We start from the raw sequence: 21,422 nt of genomic DNA on the forward strand, positions 1-21,422 counted from the left end.
GCGTGACGGCCGTCACGTTTGCGTTCATAGAGTTCACCGCACGGCCGGGGGCACCCCCGGCGGCACCAGGCACACTGTCCGGTATGACCAGCCGCCCGGACCGTCCCCGCCGCCCCGCGCGCCGGCCGCTGCGCAGCCTGGCCGGCCAGCTCTTCGCGGTGCAGGTCGTCATCGTCGCCGCCGTGGTCGCCGGTGGCGCCGTGCTCGCCTACCTCTTCACCGAGCAGCGCAGCCACGACGCCGCGGTCCGCCAGGTCACCGCGGCCGCCCGCGCGGTCGCCGACGCCCCCGGCGTCCGTACGGCGGCCACCGGGCCGGACCCGACCGCGGTGCTCCAGCCGTACGCCGAGCAGGTCCGGGCCGACACCGGGGTCGACTTCGTCACCGTCATGGACACCCACGGCATCCGCTGGGCCCACCGCGACCCCGCCCAGATCGGCCGCCCCTTCCTCGGCCACATCGACCGGGCCCTCGCCGGGCACACCGACGACGAGACCTACACCGGCACCCTCGGCCCGTCCGTCCGCGTCGTCACCCCCGTCGTCGGCGACGACGGCCGGATCGTCGGCCTCGTCAGCGCCGGCATCACCCTCGACTCCATCAGCGCCGGCCTGCGCGGCCCGCTCCTCGCCCTCACCGGTGTCGCGGCCGCCGCCCTGGCCCTCGGCGGTGCCGGCACCTATCTCGCCAACGCCCGCCTGCGCCGCCACACCCACGGCATGGGCGCGGCCGAGCTCAGCCACCTGTACGACTACCACCAGGCCACCCTCCACTCCGTCCGCGAGGGCCTGGTGCTCCTCGACCGGGCCCACCGGGTGGTGCTCTGCAACGACGCCGCCCGCGAACTCCTCGGCCTGCGCGGCGCGGTGGAGGGCAGGCCGTTCGAGGAGCTGGGCCTGCCGGAGTCGCTCGTCCGGACGGTGCTCGGCGCGCAGCCCGCCCACGACGAGGTGCACCTCACCGCGGAGCGCGTGGTGGTGCTCAACACCTCGCCGATCGGCACCGGCCTCGGCAGTGTCGTCACCCTGCGCGACCACACCGAACTCCAGTCCCTCACCGGGGAGCTGGACACCGTACGCGGCTTCGCCGACGCCCTCGCCGCCCAGGCGCACGAGGCGGCCAACCGGCTGCACGCCGTCGTCTCCCTCATCGAACTCGGCCGCCACCACGAGGCCGTGGAGTTCGCCACCGCCGAACTCGCCCTCGCCCAGCGCCTCACCGACCAGGTGGTCGCCGCCGTCGGCGAACCCGTGCTCGCCGCCCTCCTCCTGGGCAAGGCCGCGCAGGCCGCGGAACGCGGCGTCGACCTCGAACTCGCCCCCGACAGCCGGATCGACGACGGGGTGCTGCCGAGCGGCCTCGCCCCGCGCGACCTCGTCACCGTGCTCGGCAACCTCATCGACAACGCCGTCGACGCCGCCGTGGAGAACGCCGCCGCCCGGGCCGAGCCGCCTCGTGTCGCCGTCACCGCCCGCGTCACCGACGGCGAACTCCTGCTCCGCGTCGCCGACTCGGGCGCCGGCATCGACGAGGACGCCGTCGGCGAGGTCTTCCGCCGCGGCTGGACGACCAAACAGCACGGCCGCGGCCTCGGGCTCGCGCTGGTCGCCCAGACCGTCCGCCGCAACGGCGGCACCGTCGAGGTCGCCCGCGAGCACGGCGCCGTCCTCACCGTCCGGCTGCCCCTGGCGCGGGAGGCCGTCCGATGACCGCCGTCATCTCCGTGCTCGTCGTCGAGGACGACCCGGTGGCCGCCGCCGCCCACGGCCTCCACGTCTCCCGCACCCCCGGCTTCCGGCTCGCCGGCACCGCGCACAGCTGCGCCGGGGCACTCCGGGTGCTGGAACCGGCCCGGACCGCCGGCACGCCCGTCGACCTCGTGCTGCTCGACCTGCACCTCCCGGACGGCCACGGGCTGCAGCTGTGCCGCACCCTGCGGGCGGCCGGGCACACCGCCGACGTCATCGCCGTCACCTCCGCCCGCGAACTCGCCACCGTCCGGCGGGCGGTGTCGGCGGGCGTCGTCCAGTACCTGCTCAAGCCGTTCGGCGGGGCGGCCCTGCGCGACCGCCTGGAGCGGTACGCCCGCTACCGCGACTCCCTCGGACGCCCGGGCGAGGCCACCGGCCAGGACGAGGTCGACCAGGCGTTCGCCCTGCTGCGCACCCCCGACCGCAGCTCCCTGCCGAAGGGGCTGAGCGCGCCCACCCTGGAGACCCTCGCCGGGGTGCTGCGCGGCTCCGGCGCGGGCCTGTCGGCCGCGGCGGCGGGCAGCGCCGCCGGGGTGTCCCGGATCACCGCCCGCCGCTACCTGGAACACCTGGTCGACACCGGTCTCGCCGTCCGTGAGCCGCAGTACGGCCAGGTCGGCCGGCCGGAGCTGTGCTACCGCTGGCGGACGTGATCAGCCGCGGACGGCCACCGCGAGGAACCGCTCGTCGGTGTCGGTGTACGCGGTCAGCCGCCAGCCCGAAGCCGCCAGCAGCGGACGGAGGCTGGGCTCGGCCCGCAGGTCGTCCGGGGTGATCCGCCGGCCGTGCCGCGCGGCGAGGGCGGCCCGCCCGATCGGGTGGTAGAGCGCGAGGACGCCGCCGGGCCGCGTCACGCGGGCGAGTTCGCGCAGGCCCTCCGCCGGGCCGGGCAGGTGGGAGATCAGTCCGGCGCCGAACACCAGGTCGGCGACGCCGTCCCGCAGCGGCAGCCGGGCGCAGTCGGCCAGCAACAGGGCGGCCTCGGCGCGGTGCGCGGCCGCCTGCGCGAGCATCTCCGGGGTGAGGTCGACGCCGAGCACGGTGCCGGACGGGCCGACCGCGGCCCGCAGCAGCGGCAGGGCCCGGCCGGTGCCGCAGCCGGCGTCGACGACGAACCCGCCGGGGCCGGGCGACACCTCGGCGATCGCGGCGGCGTACCGCGGCCCGTCGTCGGGGAACTTCGCGTCCCATCCCGCCGCGCGTGCCCCGAAGAACTCCTGTGTGCGGGCCCGCTCCGCCCGGTCGTCGGCCATGGGGGCAGCATAGGCCCGGCCTCCGCGCAGGCCCTGCGCGGCGTCAGCGGACGAGCCGTCGGGTGTCCCAGACCCGGATCGGGCCGCGGCGGTCCTGCGTCGCCAGATGGTGGCCGTCCGGGGTGACCGCGAGGCGGATGACGTCCTCCCGGCCCGCGGGGAAGGCGCCCAGCAGGGCCCAGTCGGCGGTGTCGTGGATCCGCACGGACGGTGCGCCGGCGACGGCCAGCCACCGGCCGCCGCCGCACACCGCGACGGGGTAGCGGGTGTCGAGGGTCAGCAGCTCCCGGCCGTCGGGGAACGCCAGCACCCGGGTGCGCTCCGTGTCGGTGACGGCCAGCCAGGCCGTGCCGGGACCGACGGCGATCCGCACGACCCTCCGTCCGTGGGCGGGGATCTCCCCCAGCAGTTCGGCGCCGCCGAAGGTCCGGAGCGTGACGCCGCCGTCCTCGTCGCCGAGGGCGAGGGCCGAGCCGTCGGGGGTGATGGCGGTGGCGGTCACGCGGGGCCGCGGTCCGTCCGGGAGCGGGAAGGCGGCGGTCCGCCCGGTGTACGGGGCGGCGAGGTCGACCGTGCCGACCGTGCCGGTGACGACGAGGTGCCGGCCGTCGGGGGAGGAGGCGAAGTCCTCCGGGTCGGTCGGCAGGCCGAGCATGCCGGTCAGTGCGACGGACGACAGCAGGCTGCCGTCCACGGGGTGCCACACGTGGAGGAGGCCGTGTTCGCCGGTGACGGCGGCCGATCCGTCGCCGAGGACCGCGCAGCGGTTGGTGAGGCCCTCCAGGGGGCCGATCCGGCGGACCGACCCGTCGTCGACGTCGAGGATGCGCAGGTGGCCGTCCCAGGCGACGGAGGCCAGCCAGCTGCCGTCGGGGGCGAGCGCGAACCCGTCGGAGCGCGGGGTGAGGGGGAAGGACGCGACCAGCGCGGTCGAGGCGTCGACCGGCGCCCGCCGGAGCGCGGCCGCCTGCCGTTCGGAGCGGCACGCCTCGGCCTGCGGCCGGAGCTGCCCGACCTCGGCGAGGGCGGCCAGCAGGCGTTCGGCGCGTTCGTCCGGATCCTCGCAGTCGAGCCGGTCGAGCCGGTCGGCGTGCTCCTCGACGACCTGCCGGGCCAGGACCACCGCGGGTGCGGCGACCAGGTCGAGGTCGGCGGCCAGCGCGTCCGGTCCGCTGCGCAGCAGCTTGGCGACCTGCCACCGGGGGTCGCCCACCAGAGCGGCCGTCGCCTCCTCCCCGTCGGACCGCAGGAGGTGCCAGGGCAGGTGCCGCCACCAGTGGTCGGCGTGGGGCGGCAGGTCCCACCACGAGCCGCCGGGCGGGAGCAGGCCGCGTGCGGTGTCCAGGAGCCTGCCGTGCCAGGCACGGGTCTCGGCCTCCGGCGTGCGGGAGGCGATGAGGTCGTGCAGTTCCTGCGGGACGGTGACACGCCGGGTGCCGTCGAGCGGTTCGGTCGCGCGGACGAGTCCCTCGGCCTCCAGTGCCTTCAGGTGGTCGAGGAGGGCCCAGCCGTGGTCGGCCGCCCGCCACTCCTCCGCGAGCGTGTCCGCCAGGAGGTCCGTCTCCGGCGGGAGGGCGGTGATCAGCGTGACCTGTGCCTGCGGGCGGAGACCGGCGAGGGCGCGGCCCGCCGCGCCGCCGCCCCAGGCCTCCTCCAGTGCCCTGCGCTCCTTCTTGCCACCGAACCACGCCATGGGTGCCGACCGCCCTCCCCGAGATGCCAGGAAGGCCAGTGAACCAGGTCGGCCGAACGGCCGCGGCTCCTAAGGCACTTCCGGCCAGGCTCCGGGTGCGGGCCTGGCGCGGCGGCCGCTTCCGTGCTCGGCAGGCGGGCAGTCGGGGAGCTCCCGTGCGGTGTGCACCGCCGTGCGGCCGTGACCTTGCGGCACCCGGCTCGTTGAGGCAGGGCGGAGCCGCACCCCACGGGTGGACGCCGGCCGGTCGGTCGGCGGTGGGCGGACTCCTGCCGATAAAGTCAGGTTTGCCTGACTTCGCGAGGGGAAGCCGTCCGTGAGTCCTGCCGTCGACACCGCCGCCACGGCCGGTGACGCCATCCTGCGCCGCCAGCGCATCCGTGAGTCCTCCGCCCGCACGTACGCGCGATCCTTCCCGATCGTGCCGGTCCGCGCGCACGGCATGACCGTGGAGGGGGCCGACGGCCGGCGCTACCTCGACTGCCTCTCCGGCGCCGGCACGCTCGTCCTCGGCCACAACCACCCCACCGTGCTGGAGGCGATCCGCCGCACCCTCGACGGCGGCGCCCCGCTCCACCTCCTCGACCTCGCCACCGCCGAGAAGGACGACTTCACCACCGCTCTCTTCGAGACGCTGCCGCCCGCGTTCGCCGCCCGCGCCCGCATCCACTTCTGCGGCCCGGCCGGCACCGACGCGGTCGAGGCCGCGCTCAAGCTCATGCAGACCGCCACCGGCCGCCGCGGCGCCCTCGCCTTCACCGGCGCCTACCACGGCATGACCGCCGGGGCGCTGGCCGTCACCGGCTCGGTCGCCGCCAAGGCGCCGCTGCCGAGCGGCGGCGAGGTCACCCGGCTGCCCTACCCGTACCCGTACCGCTGCCCGTTCGGGCTCGGCGGCGACCGCAGCGCCGCACTCTCCGCCGCCTACACCGAACGGCTCCTCGACGACCCGGCGGGCGGCGTCACGGCGCCCGCCGCGATGATCCTCGAAGCCGTGCAGGGCGAGGGCGGCGTCGTGCCCGCCCCCGACGACTGGCTGCGCACCATGCGCCGGATCACCGCGGAGCGCGGCATCCCGCTGATCGTCGACGAGGTGCAGACCGGCGTCGGCCGCACCGGCGCGATGTGGGCCGTCGAGCACAGCGGCATCGTGCCCGACGCGATCGTGATGTCCAAGGCCATCGGCGGCAGCCTCCCGCTCGCCGCCGTCGTCTACCGCGAGGAGTACGACGGCTGGCAGCCCGGTGCGCACACCGGCACCTTCCGCGGCAACACCCTCGCCATGGCCGCCGGCGCCGCCACCCTGCGGTACGTCGCCGCGCACGGCCTCGTCGAGCGCTCCCGGCAGGTCGGCGCCCGGATGGCCGCCCGGCTCGCCGGGCTGCAGAGCAGGCTGCCCGTCGTCGGCGACGTCCGCGGGCGCGGCCTGATGCTCGGCGTCGAACTCGTCGACCCGGCCGGCACCCCCGACAGCTGCGGCGCCCTCCCGGCCGACCCGCACCTCGCCGTCCGCGTCCGCGAGGCGTGCCTGCAGCGCGGCCTGATCGTCGAACTCGGCGGCCGCCACGACGCGGTGCTCCGCCTCCTGCCGCCGCTCACCATCACCGACGAACAGGCCGAGGCCGTGCTCGACCGGCTCGCCGACGCCGTCGAGGCGGCCTCCCGGGCCTCGGCATGACCCTGCCCCCGGCACTCTCGGGCGGCACCGCCGGGCCCGGTGCGCTCCGCCCGCTGCTCGCCCGGGTGCTGGACGCACTCGCCGCCGGGGCGGCCCGCCGCGCCGGGCCCGTCCCGGCCGTCCGGCCCCGCGACCTCGACGGGCAGGTCCGGGCGGCCCTCGCCGGCCCCGGCCGGGACGCCCTGGACCGCCTCACCGAACTCCTCGCCCACGGCGCCGCCGACCCCGCCGACCCCGGCTGCGCCGCCCACCTGCACGCCCCGCCCCTGGCCGTGGCCGTCGCCGCCGACCTCGCCGTCAGCGCCCTCAACCCCTCCCAGGACTCCTGGGACCAGGCCCCCGCCGCCACCGCCCTGGAGACCGCCCTCCTCGCCGAACTCGCCGCGCTCGTCGGCCACCTGCCGGGGCAGGCCGCCGGGGTGTTCACCGGCGGCGGCACCGAGTCCAACCTGATGGGCCTCATGCTCGCCCGCGACCGGGTGCTCGGCGGCGGCGTCGAACTCCACGGCCTGCCCGCCGGCCGCGCGCCCCGCATCGTCGCCTCCGAGGCCGCGCACTTCTCCGTGCAGCGCGCCGCGGCCCTGCTCGGCCTCGGCGAACGCGCCGTCCTCACCGTGCCCGTCGACCGCACCCTCCGCATGGACGGCGACGCGCTGGCCACCACCCTCGCCCGGGCCGTACGCGACGGCGCCACCCCGATCGCCGTCGTCGCCACCGCCGGCACCACCGACACCGGCGCGATCGACCCGCTGCACCGGGCCGCCGACCTCGCCGCGCAGTACGGCGCCTGGCTGCACGTCGACGCCGCCTACGGGGGCGGCGCCCTGCTCTCCGACCGCCTCGCACCGCTCCTCGACGGCATCGGGCGCGCCGACTCCGTCGCGCTCGACTTCCACAAGCTCGGCTGGCAACCCGCCGCCGCCGGGGTCTTCCTGGTGCGCCGCGCCGAGACGTACGCCTCGCTCACCCGGCGCGCCGCCTACCTCAACCCGGCCGACGACGAGGAGGCCGGCTACCCGAGCCTGCTCGGGCTCTCCCTGCGCACCACCCGCCGGCCGGACGCCTTCAAGCTCGCCGTCACCCTGGCCACGCTCGGCCGGGCCGGCCTCGGTGCGCTCGTCGACGCCTGCCACCGGCTGGCCGCCGACGCCGCCGACGCCGTCCGGGCCGAGCCCGCCCTGGAACTGCACACGCCACCGGTGCTCACCACCGTGGTGTTCCGCTACCGGCCCGCCGCCGCGGACCCCGCCGCGGCCGACCGGGTCAACGCCGTGCTGCGCCGCGACCTGCTCGCCGCCGGCACGGCGGTGGTCGGGCGCACCGAACTGCCGGGCACCGGACCGGGCCGGGTACGCCTCAAACTGACCCTGCTGAACCCGCACACCACCCCGGACGAGGTCGGCCGGCTGCTCGGAGCCGTCGTCGCCGCGGGCCGCCGCGCGGAGGCCCGGCCCGACTGACCGGGCCGGGGCGCGTCAGTCCTCGAAGGCCAGGTCGAGCAGGATCTCCCGGGTGCGCTCCCACACCGCCGGGTCGCAGGCGACGAGCAGGCCGTCCTCGCAGCCGGGCGGCTCCGGCCGGTAGGCGCTGCCGTCGAGGCGGGCGGAGACGCCGCCGGCCTCGGTCACCAGCAGCGAGCCGGGGGCGTGGTCCCACGGCAGGGTGCGCCAGTAGAGGATGAACTCGTGGCCGCCCTCGGCCAGCTGCGGATACTCCATGCCGGCCGAGCGGAGGCCGGGGGTGATCGGGCCGAACGCCCGTGCGTTGCTCTGCAGCTGATGGTGGAGGGCCGGTTCGACGTAGCGGCTCTTCACCGAGCCCCGCCACTTCTCCGGGTCGTCGCCCGCGGGCTCCCGGACGAGCCGGTGGCCGTCCCGCCAGGCGCCCGACCCGAGCTCGGCCGTGTAGGAGACGCCGCTGACGGGCTGGTAGATCCAGGAGGCCACGGTGCGCCCGGTCCGGACGAGCGAGGCCATCACCGCGAAGTCGGGGCGGCCGGCGACGAAGTTGGAGGTGCCGTCGACCGGGTCGACCAGCCACACGGCGGGCTCCGTGCCGAGGGCCAGGGCGAGTGACGGGTCGGCGGCCACCGCCTCCTCGCCGACCACCGGCACCGGCAGCAGCTCCTGCAGGCGCCGCGTGATGATCACCTCGGCCTCGCGGTCGGCGACGGTCACGATCTCGCCGGGCGCCTTCTCGATCACCTCGCCCGCGGCCAGGGCCCGGAACCGGGGCTCGACCACCTCGGCCGACGCCTCGGCGAGGATCTCCGCCACCTTCTCCATCAGCACCCGACCGCTCCCTTCGCCGGGTACCACTCTCGCATGCCCGGGGTGCGGGGACCTGCGGCGGTCCGGCCGGCGGACACGGGCGCGCCCCGGGGCGGCCGTGGCCCGCCGGCCGGACCGCCGCGCCCGGTCGTCCGGTCGCCCGTTCGCCGGGCGGCGGCCGGCCGGGCCGGTCAGGGGCGGCCCCGGTCCGGTGCCCCGTCGGGTGCGTCCAGGACGTGGAAGCCCGGCCGGGGGTGCATCAGGAAGTCATGGTGCGAGATGTTCCACGCGTAGGCGCCGGCCATCGCGAAGACCACCCGGTCGCCCGCCCGCAGCCCGGGGGCCGCCGCCCGTCCGGCGAGCACGTCCTTCGGGGTGCAGAGCTGCCCCGCGAGGGTGACCTCCGGCCCGGCCGCGGCAGGCCGTTCCCACGGGTGGGGCCAGTGCGCGGACGGGCGGACGGCGAACGGCTGCGCGTGCCCGCGGGTGGCGGGCGTGCGCAGGTGGTGGGTGCCGCCGCGGACGACGGCGAAGTCCTCGCCGTGGCTGCGCTTGAGGTCGAGCACCTCGGTGGCGTACCAGCCGCAGTAGGCGGTCAGCGAGCGGCCGGGCTCGATCCGCAGGCGCAGCCCCGGGTGACGGTCGAGGAGCTTCTCCAGGCCGGTGCCGAAGGCCGCCCAGTCGAAGCGGGCGTCGGGGTCCGCGTAGTCGACGGCCATGCCGCCGCCGATGTTGGCCTCGCCGAGGCCCAGGGCGACGGCATGGCCCGCGATGGCCCCGGCGAGGGCGAGTTGGCCGTCGGCGTCGAGGCCGCTGGCCAGGTGGGCGTGGATGCCGCGCAGCCGCAGGTGGCGGGCGTCCCGTCCGGCGAGCAGCCGCAGGCCGCGGTGCACGTCGTCCGGGTCCATGCCGAACGGGCTGGGCCGGCCGCCCATGGCGAGTGCCACCCCGTCGAGTCCGCCGCCGTCCACCGGCAGGTTGGCGCGCAGCAGGACGTCCACCGGCACGCCGAGGGCGATGAGTTGCCGCAGTTCGTGCAGGCTCTCGACGTGCCACCGGTGCACTCCGGCGGCGAGTCCGGCGGTGATCTCGGCCGGTGTCTTGCCCGGCCCGCCGAACGCGGTGCGCGCGCCGGGTACGGCGGCCGCGACGTGGGCCAGCTCGCCGCCGGAGGCGACCTCGTAGCCGTCGACGAACGGGCGCAGCGCGGTCAGCAGGGCGGGCTCGGGGTTGGCCTTGGCTGCGTAGTACAGCTCGACGCGGTCCGGCAGTGCGGCCCGGACGGCGGCGGCGTGGGCGCGGAGCGCCGGCAGGTCGTAGAGGTAGGCGGGCAGCGCGTCGGGGGGCAGGGTGTCGACGTGCCGGGCGACGAGCGCCCCGGGGGAGGCGGTCACCGGGCACCGGCCCCGCTGCGGGCCGCCTCGGCGAGGAGGTCCGGGGCGAGCGGCGACGGCAGCCGGACGTACCCGGCCTCGCGGTCGGGGCGGCGCTCCCACCGGGTCAGCAGGTTGGCCTTGGCGGGCAGCGGGGCGCCGTCCAGCAGGGCGGTGAGCCGGTCCGGGCGGCCGTTCGCCTCGGCGTACTCGGCGAGGACGGTGCGGAGTTCGCCCCAGAGGGCGGCCTCGTGCCGGGCGGCGTGGGCGGCCGGGGCGAGGTCGGCGAGCGCGGCGAGCAGCTCGGAGAGGTGGTTGACGACGAGGCAGTAGACCACGCGGTCCCAGCCGCGGTCGGCGTCGTAGGTCATCGGCCCCGCGACGTCGGGCGGCAGGGCGGCGAGCGCGTCGGCGTGGTGGCCGGGCAGCAGTTTGGTGCCTTCGAGGTCGCGGAAGAGCACCTGGGCCGGGCGGCCGTCGGCGTCGACGCACACGAGGACGTTCTGCAGGTGGGGTTCCAGCACGATGCCGTGGTCGAGGTAGGCGGCGAGCACGGGAGGGACGACCAGGCGCAGGTAGCGGGCCCACCAGTCGCGGGCGGCGGCCGGGCCCGCGTCGTCGAGGAGGGCGGCGATCTGCGCGGAGCTGGTGGGGTACTCGTCGGCGACGGCGGCGGCCAGCAGCGGGGTGAGGCCGGGCCGGACGGCGCCGGCGAGGCCCTCGCGGACGATCAGGCCGAAGCCCTCGTAGAGCGCGGTGTTGGGGCGGCCGTCCGGGCCGGGCAGGGCGAGGGTGCGGAAGGCGGGTTCGCGGAGCACGGCGGCGTCGGGGAAGCGCCGGGCGAGGTCGGCGAACGGTCCGGCGAGCAGCCGGGTGAGGGCGACGGCGCCGGCCAGCTCGTACGCGGCGTTCTTGCGCAGGCAGTTGGTGATCCGCACGTTGAGGCTGAACTTGAGGAACGCGTCGGCGCCGTAGAGCGTGCGGACGGACGCGGTGGCGGTGAAGGGGGTGCCGCCGGGGCCGAGGTCGACGACGTCGCCGCGGGCGAGGGCGGCGGTCAGCAGCGGGTGGTCGCGCAGCAGCGCGTACTGCCAGGGGTGGGCGGGCAGCAGGCGGTAGCCGTCGGGGAGTTCGGCGCGCAGGCCGTCGAGCAGGGCGGGTGCGCCGGGGTCGGCGGCGTCCTCGGCGATCAGGGCGCCGCGGACGGCGAGGTGGCGCAGCCGGAAGGCGGCGCGCGCCTCGGGCGCGTACGCGGACCACGGGGTTGGCGGGCCGGAGCGGTCGACGGAGCGGGCCTTGGGGGCGGGGTGGAAGCGGTGGCCGAGGAGCAGGGCCTGCTCGGACTCCACGTACCGGTCGGCGCCGGGTTCCGGCCGGCCGGCCAGGGCGGCGGACACCCCGGCGTGGCTGGAGGCGAGCTGGGTGAGGAACTCGTCGTTGGCGGTGCCGCCGCGGCCGGCGAGCTCGGCCTGGACGTGCTCGGCGAGTTCGCGCCAGCCGAGGGCGTGCGGCCCGTCGGCGGACTGGGCGAGGACGGGGCCGGTGAAGCGGTGCGCGCCGGAGAGCGAGGTGCGGCGCAGGGCGACCCGCAGCAGGGTGCCGCGCCGGGGCAGCCGGACGATCAGGTGGTCGTCGATCACGGCGGTCTGGTGTTCGGGCGCGGAGACCTCGCGGAGCAGGCAGTTGAGGAGGGTGTGGGCGACCGCGTCGTCGGCGGTGGGCAGCCCGGCGGGGGCGCAGGTGTGGCGGGTGTCGAGCCGTGGGGTCATGCGTCACTCCATCGCGGGTGTGGGCCGGGCGTGCCGGTCGGGGCGCTCACCTGGGCGCGGACCGCAGGTAGTTGGGCCCGGTGGTGTAGTGCTTGTTGATGTCGGCGGCGCCGGAGCGTTCCTTGCTGAGCAGGGTGCCGGCGGTGACCATGGCCTTCACGGGCAGTTCGTCGGCGTCGAGGAGGGCGGCGCGCAGCGGTGCGCCGGCGTCGCCGAGCCGGTCGAGGGCCTCGCCGAGGCGGTGGCGGAGCAGGCCGAGGGTGCGGTCGAGGGGGGCGCGGCCGAGGTCGGCGAGGCCGAAGGCGAGGGCTCCGGCGCAGAGGTGCCCGGTGATCGTGGCGAACAGGTCGACGACCGGCCGGTCGTCCGTTCCGGGTATCCGCGCGTCGTCGAACTCCTCCCCGTACGGAGCCAGTTCGCCCAGTCGGGTGGTGTTGATGCGCGGGCCGTCGTCGTCCTTGAGGAGCAGCCGCAGCCGGGTGCGGCCGCCGGGCCGGTCGAGCACGAGGGAGGTGTTCTGCTGGTGGGCCTCCAGGGCGATGCCGTAGGAGAACAGCGTGGTGTGCCAGTCCAGCAGCAGGCGGAGCAGGTCGTCGTAGAGGCGGAGCGGGTCGCCGTCGTGGAAGCGGTCGGCGAGGTGGTCGACGACGGTGCGGCCGCCGGGGGCGGGGGCGAGCAGCGCGGCGAGCGGCACGGTCACGGCGTCGTCGAGTCCGGGGGGCTGGCGGCGGAGCAGCACGGCGACGAGTTCGTCGCCGGCGTGGGCCCAGCACTGTTCGTCGGCGTGCAGGACGGCGCCGGCGAAGCGGGGTTCGCGGGCGGTGACGGCGGCGAGCAGCCGCTGGCCCGCGGCTCCGTCGACGAGGCTGCCGGGCTTGATGGTGCGCCGGTTCCGCAGGCCCAGCGTGGCGGTGGCGAGGGGGAGTTTGAGGTGGCTGGAGGGGTCCTGGACGACGGCGACGGTGCGCATCGACAGGGTGGGCCGGACGGTCAGGTAGGGCCGTTCGGCGAGGTGGGCGCCGGGCACCCGGGCGGCGAGGTCCGGTGCGGCGGTGAGCGGGTGGACGGGCACGGTCAGGCCGCGGCCGGTGAGTCCGAGGTCGGCGGGGGTGGGCCACCAGGCGGGCAGCGGTCCGGTGCCGTGCACGGTGAGGGCGTGCTCCGGCAGGACGAGCCAGCGCAGTTCGAAGGCGGGGTGGAACTCCGGCGCGTAGGCGCGGAGCTGGTCGTCGTCGAGGCCGGCGCGGCCGCGGGCGGCGGGGTAGACGGGGTGGTCGAGGTAGGCGGCGAGGGTGTCGAAGCCGAGGGCGCCGGCGGGGCCGGTCCAGTCGGCGGGGTCCGGGCCGAGGCGGTCGGCGAGGGCGGCGAGGACGCCGGGCCCGGAGCGGTCGTGGAGGTGCATGGTGGCGAGGGTCTGGCGGCACTCCTCGGCGAAGGCCAGGTGGCCGTGCCGGTCGAGGGGGTCGGCGAGGGCGGTGACGGCGGCGAGCACGTCGTCGAGGCGGGTGAGGGGGCGGCCGTCGACCTCCAGGAGGGCGAGGCGGGCCGTCCAGCGGCTCTGGAAGCCGTCCTCGGCGACCGGCAGGGCCAGCCGGGTGCCGCGCAGCCAGGGGCCGTCGGGCCGGAGTTCGCGGGTGGCGCGGGTGCGCAGGCCGAGCACGTCCTCGCGGTGCAGGGCGCCGAGGACGCGGCGGGTGAGGAGGTCCTCCTGGCGGGTGGCGGGCCGGGGCCGGGGTACGCCGTTCACGGGGTGATCTCCCAGCGGTTGGCGTCGACGAACCGGCTGACCGCGCGGTCGACGGCCTGCTGGTCGGGGCCGACCGCCCAGACGACGCCGAGGTAGTCGCGGTTGGTGCGGTGGTGCTCGTGGTGCTCGCCGACGGCGCGGACGGGTCGGTAGACGAGCTGGACGCCGTCGGCCTCGTGCTCCTGCGGGGCGGGGGCGGCGGTGAGGGTGCCGGCACGGTCGGCGAGGACGGCGCGGTTGTGCCCGTACCGTCCGGTGCGGGTGCCGAGGTCGTCGGGCAGGGGGCGCCCGAGGTGGACGGCCAGCACGTGCTCGAAGTACGGGATGCCGAGGAGGCGGGCCAGCATGAGGTCGCACTGGTCGCCGATGGCGCGGTAGTTGACCTCGATGATGCGGGCGCGGCCGTCCGGCTGGACGACGAACTCGGTGTGGCAGGCGCCGAGTCCGACCCCGAGGGCGTCCAGCTGGGCGAGCACCTGGTCGACCACCGGGCGGGGGTGGGCGGCGACGAACTCCAGCGACTCCTCGACGAAGTGCGGCGGCGGGGAGAGCCGGGTGCGGAAGCCGCCGAGCACGTGGCGGCGGGTGCCGTCGCCGAGCGTCTCCAGGGTGTGGAGGTCGCCGGCGAGGAACTCCTCGACCACGAGGGCGTCGTGGGGGCGGCGGGTGCGGACCGCGGCGACGTGCGCGGCGAGTTCGGCGGGGCCGGCGGCGAGGGCGACGTCCTCGCTGGCGACGCCCTCGCGGGGCTTGACGACGCAGGGGTAGGGCGGGTCGAGCGTGGCGACGTCCTGGCCGGGCGGGAGTTCGAGGGCGCGGACGGTGTCGTGGCCGGTGGCGGTGAGGCGGCGGCGCAGCTCGGCCTTGTTCTTCGTGCGCAGGGCGGCCCGCCAGTCCTTGGCGGGCAGGCCGAAGTAGTCGGCGGTGAGGGCGGTCTGGATCTGCAGGTGGTCGCTGTTGCTGAACACGGCGTCGGGGGCGCCGAGCCGGGACACCAGGGCGACGACCTCGCGGTGGTCGCGGACCTCGCAGGCCGTCACCCCGGGGGGCGCGGGGAGGCCGGCGTAGGCGGCGCGGTGCGCCTCGGGGTGGTCGGTGAGGACGGTGACCGTGAGACCGAGGCGGGCGGCGGCGGGCAGGAAGCCCTCGGTGACCGAGTCGGTGGGGTTCAGGGCGAGCAGGTACAGCCGCATGGCGTCGTCCTCGGGGTGGTGGCAGGAGGGGCCCGCGCGGGGCTGATCGGGCGGTGTCTCGGTGCGGGGTCGGTCAGGAGGGCTGCTGCGGGGGGTGGTTGGGGTGGTGGGTGTCCGGTGCGGTCGATCGTGCCCGGGGGTGGGACGTGGAAACCGCGCGGCGGTGCCGGGGCGTGGCGGGGTGCGGTGTTTCGTCACACGTGGTTCTCTGGTGGGCACGGAACGGAACATTAGGTTAGGCGTTCCTAATTCCGTCAAATCCACCGGGGTGGTGCGGGTCCGCGGATTGACGGCCCATCAGTTGGATGTAAGGTGAGGCATACCTTAGTTGATCACAGGAGTGCCCCATGCTCCAGCTGACGGCCCCGCCGTCCCCCGCGCCCGGTGGCGCGTCCGGACCGGTCCGACGCCTTGTCGACCTCTGCCCCGCACTGCCCGTCACGCTGCTCGCCGCCCCGCCCGCCGACACCTCGCGCTGGTGCGCCGGGGCGGACCTCGCACCGCGGGCGGAGGCGCTGGTCGCGGCCGAGGCCGCCCGCATCGAGGTGGCCCACGGCGTTGCGCCGCGTCCCCACGTGGCCGCGTCCCGCCTGCTCCACCACTACCTCTGGGCACTGTGCCTGCTCACCGCCGGGCCCTGGTACCTGGAAGGCCGCCTCGCCCGGATCGCCCCCGCGGCCTTCTGGATCGAGGAGTCCACCGGGGCTCTGGCACTGCTCGCGGACGTACCGGGCGCGGGGCCCGCCACCCCGGCACAGCTGCGGACCGCCGTCGCCGCCCACGCCGGGCCGGTGCTGGGCGCCTTCCAGCCGTACGTGCGGCGCGGCCCGCACGCGCTGTGGGGCATGGTGACGGACGATCTGGTCTCCGCCCTCTGGTACCTCGGCCGCGCCCTCGGCGAGGAGGACCGCGCCGTCGCCGCCGCGGCCGAGCTGCTGCCCGGCGGCACCCCGCCCTTCGCCGGGGCCGCGGCCTTCCGCACGCTCCCCGGCACGGCGGGGCGCGCCCACCGGACGCGCACCCGGCAGGGCTGCTGCCTCTACTACGCGATCAGCCCGGCCGAGGCCTGCGTGACCTGCCCGCGCACCGCCGACGAGGAGCGCGTGCGGCGGCTGGAGGCCTGACCCTCCGGCGCGCCCGCCGCGTCGGTCAGCCCCGGCGGGAGACCGCTACGCCCGCCAGGCAGAGCACGCCGCCCGCCAGCGTCAGCGCGGCCGGCACCTCGCCGAGCGCGGCCCAGGCCATCAGCACGACGAGCGCCGGCACCGCGTAGGTCGTGGCGCCCATCCGCCCGGCGGTGGTGCGGGCGAGGGCGTAGGCCCAGGTGGTGAAGGCGAGGGCGGTCGGGAACAGCCCGAGGTAGACCATGTCGAGGGTGGCCCGCAGGGGCGCCGCGTCGAGGTCGGAGACCAGCTGCGGCGCGAACGGCAGGCAGGCCGCCGCCCCGATCAGGCAGCCGAAGGCCGTCACCTGCAGCGGGGAGGCGTGCCGCAGCGCGGGCTTCTGGGCGACCACCCCGGCGGCGTACGAGACCGCGGCCAGCAGGCAGAGCCCGATGCCGAGGGCCGAGCCGGTGCCCGTGTCGCCGGCCGTCGACAGGCCGACCACCGCGGCGCCCGCGAACGACACCGCCAGCCCGGCCAGCAGGGACCGGGGGAACCCCTCGCGGAGGACCCAGCCGCCGAGCACGGCGATCAGCACCGGTCCGATGTTGACCACCATCGCCGCGGTGCCCGCGTCGACCTCCTGCTCGCCCCAGTTGAGCGCCACCATGTAGAGGCCGAACCAGAGCAGTCCGGAGACCGCGATGCCGGGCCAGGCGGCCCGCGGCGGCAGCCCCTCGCCGCGGACGGCCAGCAGCACCAGCAGCGCCACGGCGCCGACGAGGAGGCGGCCGAGGGCGAGCGCCCCGGGGCCGAAGTGCGGTCCGGCGTCGCGGATGGCGACGAACGCGGACGCCCACAGCAGGACGGTCGTGGCGGCGGCGGCCAGCGCGCGCCCGTCCGGGCGGGTGGTGCCGTCGGTGAGGGTCTGCTCCATGGCGCGCAGGTTACCGGCGGCGCGCCCCGCGGCCGACCGGGTTTTCCGCGGCGGCGGAACCGGCCCGGCCGGGGGCAGCGCCGACCGCTGTCGGCGCCCGGTCGGCGCCCGGCTTCACTCCTGGGTGAGCAGGCGTTCGTACGCGGCCCGCACCTTGCGGTCCATGGCGAGCGAGAACTGGGCGTCGGCGGTGGCGCGGGCGAGCGGGCGGACGCGGCGGATCCGCTCGGTGAGGCCGGCGGCCTCGGCGGGGGTCAGGTCGTCGACGTGGGCGAGGCCGCCGAGCAGGTGGTCGCGGGCGAGGTCGGTGAACGCCTCGGCGACGGCGTCGAGGTGCTGCTGGGCCTTGCGGCTGGCGGCGAGCACGGCGGCCAGCGGCACGCCCTCGGCGACGAGGGCGAGGGTGGCGTCCATCAGGCGGCGGCTGATGTGGGTGATGCCGTCCTCGTCGAGGGTGATGTAGCCCTGGGCGATGGTCTCGGCGGTGTTCTCCGGGGTGAGCTGGTCGCCGAAGGCGGCGACGAGTTCGTCCCAGCCGAGGCGCACGGGAGTCTCGTCCGACCAGGGGGCGGCGATCTCGTCGCGCAGTCCGATGAGGTCGGCGACGTCGCGGCCGCTCTCGCCGGCGCCGATGAGCTCGGCGATGCCGCCCAGGGTGTGTCCGCGGTCGAGGAGCTCGCCGATCACGCGCAGCCGGGCGAGGTGGTGCTCGCCGTACCAGGCGATGCGGCCCTCCTTGCGGGGTGGCTGGAGGAGCTTGCGCTCCCGGTAGAAGCGCAGGGTGCGCGTGGTGATGCCGGCGGCCTCGGCGAGTTCCTCGACGCGGTACTCGCGGGGCTGCCCGGTGCTGCTGGTGATCTCCGCCACGCGGCTCAGCATAGGGCGGCGACCGGGTGAACCGGACCCGTCCGGCGTCTTCCCGGAATGCACGGCAGCGACTACCCTCCAATCGTGCCAGTGATTACTGGCATGGTTCGACCGGTCGTGCATGCCCCTCTCATGCCCCACCCTCGCCCTGGAGCCGCCGCATGGCATCGCGCAGCAAGCAGTCCCCCGGCCCCGCCGCCGACCCGGCAGCCGTGCCGCACGTCCGGGTCGCCGTGATCGGCTCCGGCTTCGGCGGCCTGGGCGCCGGCGTCCGCCTCCGCCGGGCCGGCATCACCGACTTCGTCATCCTGGAGCGCGCCGCCTCCGTCGGCGGCACCTGGCGCGACAACAGCTACCCCGGCTGCGCCTGCGACGTGCCCTCGCACCTCTACTCCTTCTCCTTCGCGCCGAACCCGGAGTGGCCCCGGAGCTTCTCCGGCCAGCCCGACATCCGCGCCTACCTGGAGAAGGTCACCGACACCTTCGGCCTCCGCCCGCACCTGCGCTTCGGCGCCGAGGTCACCGAGGCCCGCTGGGAGGAGGGCCCGGCCCGCTGGCGCCTCACCACCGCCGCCGGCACCTGGACGGCCGACGCGGTCGTCTCCGCCGCCGGCCCGCTCGCCGACCCGCAGATCCCCGGCATCCCGGGCCTCGCGGACTTCCCCGGCAGGGTCTTCCACTCCTCCCGCTGGGACCACGACTACGACCTCACCGGCAAGCGCGTCGCCGTCATCGGCACCGGCGCCTCCGCCGCGCAGATCATCCCGGCCATCCAGCCGAAGGTCGGCCGGCTCACCGTCTTCCAGCGCACCCCCGCCTGGGTCATGCCGCGGCGCGACCGCGAGATCACCGGCCCGGAGAAGTGGCTGCACGGCGCGCTCCCGCCGACCGGCGCGCTGCGCCGCGGCGCCCTCTTCGCGCTGCGCGAGCTCCAGGTCGACGCCTTCGTGCGCCGGCCCGGCCTGCTCAGGCTGGTGCAGCGGATCGCCGAGCGGCACATCGCCCGCGGCGTGAAGGACCCGCAGCTGCGCGCCCGCCTCACCCCGGACTATCGGATCGGCTGCAAGCGCATCCTGCTCAGCAACACCTACTACCCGGCGCTCGCGGCGTCCAACGCCGAGGTCGTCCCCGGGGGCCTCGCCGAGGTGCGCGGCTCCACCCTGGTCGGCGCCGACGGCAGCGAGCACGAGGCCGACGCGATCGTCCTCGGCACCGGCTTCCACGTCACCGACATGCCGATCGCCCAGCGGGTCTTCGGCGTCGGCGGCCGGTGCCTGGCGGAGGAGTGGAAGGACGGCATGGAGGCGCTGCGCGGCTCCACCGTGCACGGCTTCCCCAACCTCTTCTTCGTGATCGGCCCCAACACCGGGCTCGGCAACAGCTCGATGATCCTCATGATCGAGTCGCAGCTGAACTACCTGGTCGACGCCCTCGGGGCGCTCGACTCCGTCGGCGCCACCGCGATGCAGCCCACCGCCCGCGCCCAGCGCCACTGGAACCTCGAACTCCAGCAGAAGATGTCACGCACCGTCTGGACGACCGGCGGCTGCACCAGCTGGTACCTCGACGACGGCGGCCGCAACACCGTGCTCTGGCCGGGCTCGACCACCGCCTTCCGCCGCGCCACCCGCCGGGTCGACCTCGGCGAGTACGAGCTGATCAAGCGCACCGCCCCGGTGGCCGAGGGGGTGCCGGCATGATCGACCGCGACTTCGTCCTCCCCGACCCGGCCGCCGTGCACCGGGTGGTCTCGGCCGACGGCACCGGCCTGAACGTCGAGGAGTACGGCCCCGCCGGCGCCCCGGTCGTCGTGCTCGCGCACGGCTGGACGTGCTCCACGCCGTTCTGGGCGCCGGTCGTCCACCGGCTGGCCGCCGACCACCGGGTGATCGCCTACGACCAGCGCGGCCACGGACGCAGCGACCGGCCGTCCGGCCCCGCCGGGTACGGCACCCGGCAGCTGGCCGACGACCTGGAGGCGGTGCTGTCCGCGGTCGTGCCGGCCGGCGGGCGGGCCGTGCTCGCCGGGCACAGCATGGGCGGCATGACGATCATGGCCGCCGCGGGTCGTGCCGGGGTCGCGGCGCGCACCGCGGGCGCCGTCCTGATCAGCACCGGTCCGGCCGACCTCGTCGCCGAACTGCTGGTGGTGCCGGCGGGCGTCCGCCCCGCCGGGCTGCGCCGGGCGCTGCACCGCCTCGTCCTGGAGTCGCGCCTGCCGCTGGGCCGGGTCAACGCGGTCAGCCGCGCCCTGCTCAAGTACGCCACCATGGGCCCGCGCACCCCGGCGGCGCAGGTGCAGGCGTGCGCCCTGGTGGTGCACGCCTGCCCGACGGCCGTGCGGCACGGCTGGGCGAAGGTGCTCGGCACGCTGGACGTGACGGAGGGTCTGGCGCGGATCGCCGTGCCGACCGCCGTCGTCGTCGGCACCGCCGACCGGCTGACCCCGCCGGTGCACGCCCGCCGGATCGCCGCCGCGCTGCCGGACCTCCGCGGCCTGCTGGAGCTGCCCGGGGTGGGTCACATGTCGCCGGTCGAGCGGCCCGACGAGGTGGCCGCCGAGATCCGCCGGATCGTCGGGGCCGCCGCCGAGGGCGCGCCGTCCACCGAGAACGAGAGGAGCCGCACCGCATGAACCCGCCCCTGTCCTCCCAGGTCGTGGTGGTGACCGGAGCCGCCCGCGGCATCGGCGCCCTGATGGCCCGCCGGCTCTCCGCGCAGGGCGCGAAGGTCGCCCTGGTCGGCCTGGAGCCGGCCGAGCTCAAGGCGGTGGCCGCCACGTGCGGCCCGGACGCCTCCGCGTGGGAGGCCGACGTCACCGACCTGGACGCGCTGACCGCGGTCGCCCGGCAGATCCAGGACCGGTACGGCCGGATCGACACCGTCGTCGCCAACGCGGGCATCGCCATCGGCGGCCCGCTGCTCGACAGCGACCACCGGGCGTTCACCCGGGTGATCGAGGTCAACCTGCTGGGCGGCGTCGCCACCGCGCGGGCGTTCCTGCCCGCGCTGACCGAGAGCCGCGGCTACCTGCTGCAGATCGCCTCGCTCGCCGCGCTCACCCCGGCCCCGCTGATGTCCGCGTACTGCGCCAGCAAGTCCGGCGTGGAGGCGTTCGCGCACGCGCTGCGCGCCGAGGTCGCCCATCAGGGCGTCAGGGTGGGGGTCGGCTACCTCAGCTGGACCGACACCGACATGGTGCGCGGGGCCGACCAGGACGCCGTGCTCAAGCAGATGCGGTCCCGGCTGCCGTGGCCGGCCAACAAGACGTACCCGCTGGGTCCGGCCGTCGACCGGCTGGTCGCGGGGATCGCCCGGCGTTCGGCCCACGTGTACGCGCAGGCCTGGCTGCGCGGCATGCAGCCGATCCGCTGGCTGGTGCCGTCGGTGATCGCCCTCGGCGGACGCCGCGACATGGCCCGGCTGGAGCCGCAGCTGAGGGCGACGGCGGGGGAGCGCCTGCGCCCGGTGGGGGCCGGCGGGGCGGCCGACGCGGCGGTGTCGGGGGCGGGCGCCGGGGTCGCCCGGACGGGTGAACCGGCGGCGCGTCCGGTGGACCCGGGGGCCGAATAGCCGTCAGTCTTCGACCGGGGTGGCGGACTTCGCCACCCCGGTCTGGCGGTTTCCGGCCACGGGGCTGGTGTTGCGGGGAGGTAAAAGCTCCCCCTGGATGGACCGATCACCGGTAAACCTCCGGCATTTGAGTGATTTGTCCGTAGTATTTCGCGGCCTGAACGCATCTGACGCGTGCACGGCGGGAATGCGTAGCCTCTGCTCGGCGGCACCCA

Annotated in this window: 17 protein-coding genes; 8 read left to right on the forward strand and 9 right to left on the reverse strand. The window is 76.5% G+C overall.

Features of this window, described 5'->3' with window-relative positions; all coding sequences use genetic code 11:
• Positions 1-83 precede the first annotated feature (83 nt).
• Both SNE206_RS03745 and SNE206_RS03750 read left to right on the forward strand, forming a co-directional pair.
• Positions 84-1,709, forward strand: a complete 1,626-nt coding sequence (locus SNE206_RS03745) for an ATP-binding protein (protein ID WP_407911875.1) — start codon at positions 84-86, stop codon at positions 1,707-1,709.
• The gene (locus tag SNE206_RS03750; RefSeq protein WP_407911876.1) at positions 1,706-2,404 is read left to right on the forward strand and encodes a response regulator; all 699 of its coding nucleotides are present in this window, start codon (positions 1,706-1,708) and stop codon (positions 2,402-2,404) included. The genes SNE206_RS03745 and SNE206_RS03750 overlap by 4 nt, the downstream gene beginning before the upstream one ends.
• On the opposite strand, the gene SNE206_RS03755 is transcribed toward SNE206_RS03750, so the two are convergent.
• Together SNE206_RS03755 and SNE206_RS03760 are read right to left on the reverse strand one after the other, a co-directional pair.
• Positions 2,405-3,004 carry a class I SAM-dependent methyltransferase gene (locus tag SNE206_RS03755; protein WP_407911877.1) on the reverse strand — a complete coding sequence of 200 codons (600 nt, stop codon included), beginning with the start codon at positions 3,002-3,004 and terminating at the stop codon, positions 2,405-2,407. It lies immediately after the preceding gene.
• A 43-nt stretch (positions 3,005-3,047) separates the two neighbouring features.
• Positions 3,048-4,697 (reverse strand): WD40 repeat domain-containing protein, encoded by a 1,650-nt coding sequence (locus tag SNE206_RS03760; protein WP_407911878.1) that lies wholly within the window; start codon positions 4,695-4,697, stop codon positions 3,048-3,050.
• Between the two features lie 316 nt (positions 4,698-5,013).
• Between SNE206_RS03760 and SNE206_RS03765 the strand changes: the two genes are divergently transcribed.
• Together SNE206_RS03765 and SNE206_RS03770 are read left to right on the forward strand one after the other, a co-directional pair.
• Positions 5,014-6,375 carry a diaminobutyrate--2-oxoglutarate transaminase family protein gene (locus tag SNE206_RS03765; RefSeq protein WP_407911879.1) on the forward strand — a complete coding sequence of 454 codons (1,362 nt, stop codon included), beginning with the start codon at positions 5,014-5,016 and terminating at the stop codon, positions 6,373-6,375.
• The gene (locus SNE206_RS03770) at positions 6,372-7,835 is read left to right on the forward strand and encodes a pyridoxal phosphate-dependent decarboxylase family protein (RefSeq protein WP_407911880.1); all 1,464 of its coding nucleotides are present in this window, start codon (positions 6,372-6,374) and stop codon (positions 7,833-7,835) included. Before SNE206_RS03765 ends, SNE206_RS03770 begins: the two co-directional genes overlap by 4 nt.
• 15 nt (positions 7,836-7,850) lie before the next feature.
• On the opposite strand, the gene SNE206_RS03775 is transcribed toward SNE206_RS03770, so the two are convergent.
• From SNE206_RS03775 to SNE206_RS03795, 5 genes are all read right to left on the reverse strand, one after another.
• Positions 7,851-8,660 carry an inositol monophosphatase family protein gene (locus SNE206_RS03775; RefSeq protein ID WP_407911983.1) on the reverse strand — a complete coding sequence of 270 codons (810 nt, stop codon included), beginning with the start codon at positions 8,658-8,660 and terminating at the stop codon, positions 7,851-7,853.
• Between the two features lie 176 nt (positions 8,661-8,836).
• A complete protein-coding gene (locus SNE206_RS03780) occupies positions 8,837-10,039 on the reverse strand; it encodes a type III PLP-dependent enzyme (RefSeq protein WP_407911881.1) in 1,203 nt (400 codons plus the stop codon).
• Positions 10,036-11,787, reverse strand: a complete 1,752-nt coding sequence (locus SNE206_RS03785; RefSeq protein ID WP_407911882.1) for an IucA/IucC family protein — start codon at positions 11,785-11,787, stop codon at positions 10,036-10,038. The genes SNE206_RS03780 and SNE206_RS03785 overlap by 4 nt, the downstream gene beginning before the upstream one ends.
• Before the next feature lie 46 nt (positions 11,788-11,833).
• Positions 11,834-13,534, reverse strand: coding sequence for an IucA/IucC family protein (locus SNE206_RS03790; protein WP_407911883.1), 1,701 nt, complete (start codon positions 13,532-13,534; stop codon positions 11,834-11,836).
• The gene (locus SNE206_RS03795; protein ID WP_407911884.1) at positions 13,531-14,727 is read right to left on the reverse strand and encodes an acetyl-CoA carboxylase biotin carboxylase subunit family protein; all 1,197 of its coding nucleotides are present in this window, start codon (positions 14,725-14,727) and stop codon (positions 13,531-13,533) included. The genes SNE206_RS03790 and SNE206_RS03795 overlap by 4 nt, the downstream gene beginning before the upstream one ends.
• Positions 14,728-15,074: 347 nt before the next feature.
• Between SNE206_RS03795 and SNE206_RS03800 the strand changes: the two genes are divergently transcribed.
• Positions 15,075-15,851: a (2Fe-2S)-binding protein gene (locus tag SNE206_RS03800; protein WP_407911885.1), complete on the forward strand. Its 777-nt coding sequence runs from the start codon at positions 15,075-15,077 to the stop codon at positions 15,849-15,851.
• A gap of 25 nt (positions 15,852-15,876) precedes the next feature.
• On the opposite strand, the gene SNE206_RS03805 is transcribed toward SNE206_RS03800, so the two are convergent.
• Positions 15,877-16,767 carry a DMT family transporter gene (locus SNE206_RS03805; protein ID WP_407911886.1) on the reverse strand — a complete coding sequence of 297 codons (891 nt, stop codon included), beginning with the start codon at positions 16,765-16,767 and terminating at the stop codon, positions 15,877-15,879.
• Between the two features lie 114 nt (positions 16,768-16,881).
• Positions 16,882-17,634 carry a MerR family transcriptional regulator gene (locus SNE206_RS03810; protein ID WP_407911887.1) on the reverse strand — a complete coding sequence of 251 codons (753 nt, stop codon included), beginning with the start codon at positions 17,632-17,634 and terminating at the stop codon, positions 16,882-16,884.
• 161 nt (positions 17,635-17,795) lie between these two features.
• On the opposite strand from SNE206_RS03810, the gene SNE206_RS03815 reads away from it, so the two are divergent.
• From SNE206_RS03815 to SNE206_RS03825, 3 genes are read left to right on the forward strand one after another with little or no spacing between them, the layout of a single operon-like run.
• Positions 17,796-19,334, forward strand: coding sequence for a flavin-containing monooxygenase (locus SNE206_RS03815; protein WP_407911888.1), 1,539 nt, complete (start codon positions 17,796-17,798; stop codon positions 19,332-19,334).
• The gene (locus SNE206_RS03820; protein WP_407911889.1) at positions 19,331-20,269 is read left to right on the forward strand and encodes an alpha/beta fold hydrolase; all 939 of its coding nucleotides are present in this window, start codon (positions 19,331-19,333) and stop codon (positions 20,267-20,269) included. Before SNE206_RS03815 ends, SNE206_RS03820 begins: the two co-directional genes overlap by 4 nt.
• Entirely contained in the window at positions 20,266-21,207 is a 942-nt protein-coding gene (locus SNE206_RS03825; RefSeq protein ID WP_407911890.1) for an SDR family oxidoreductase, read from the forward strand. The genes SNE206_RS03820 and SNE206_RS03825 overlap by 4 nt, the downstream gene beginning before the upstream one ends.
• Positions 21,208-21,422 lie beyond the last annotated feature (215 nt).

Source organism: Kitasatospora sp. NE20-6, from assembly GCF_045862635.1.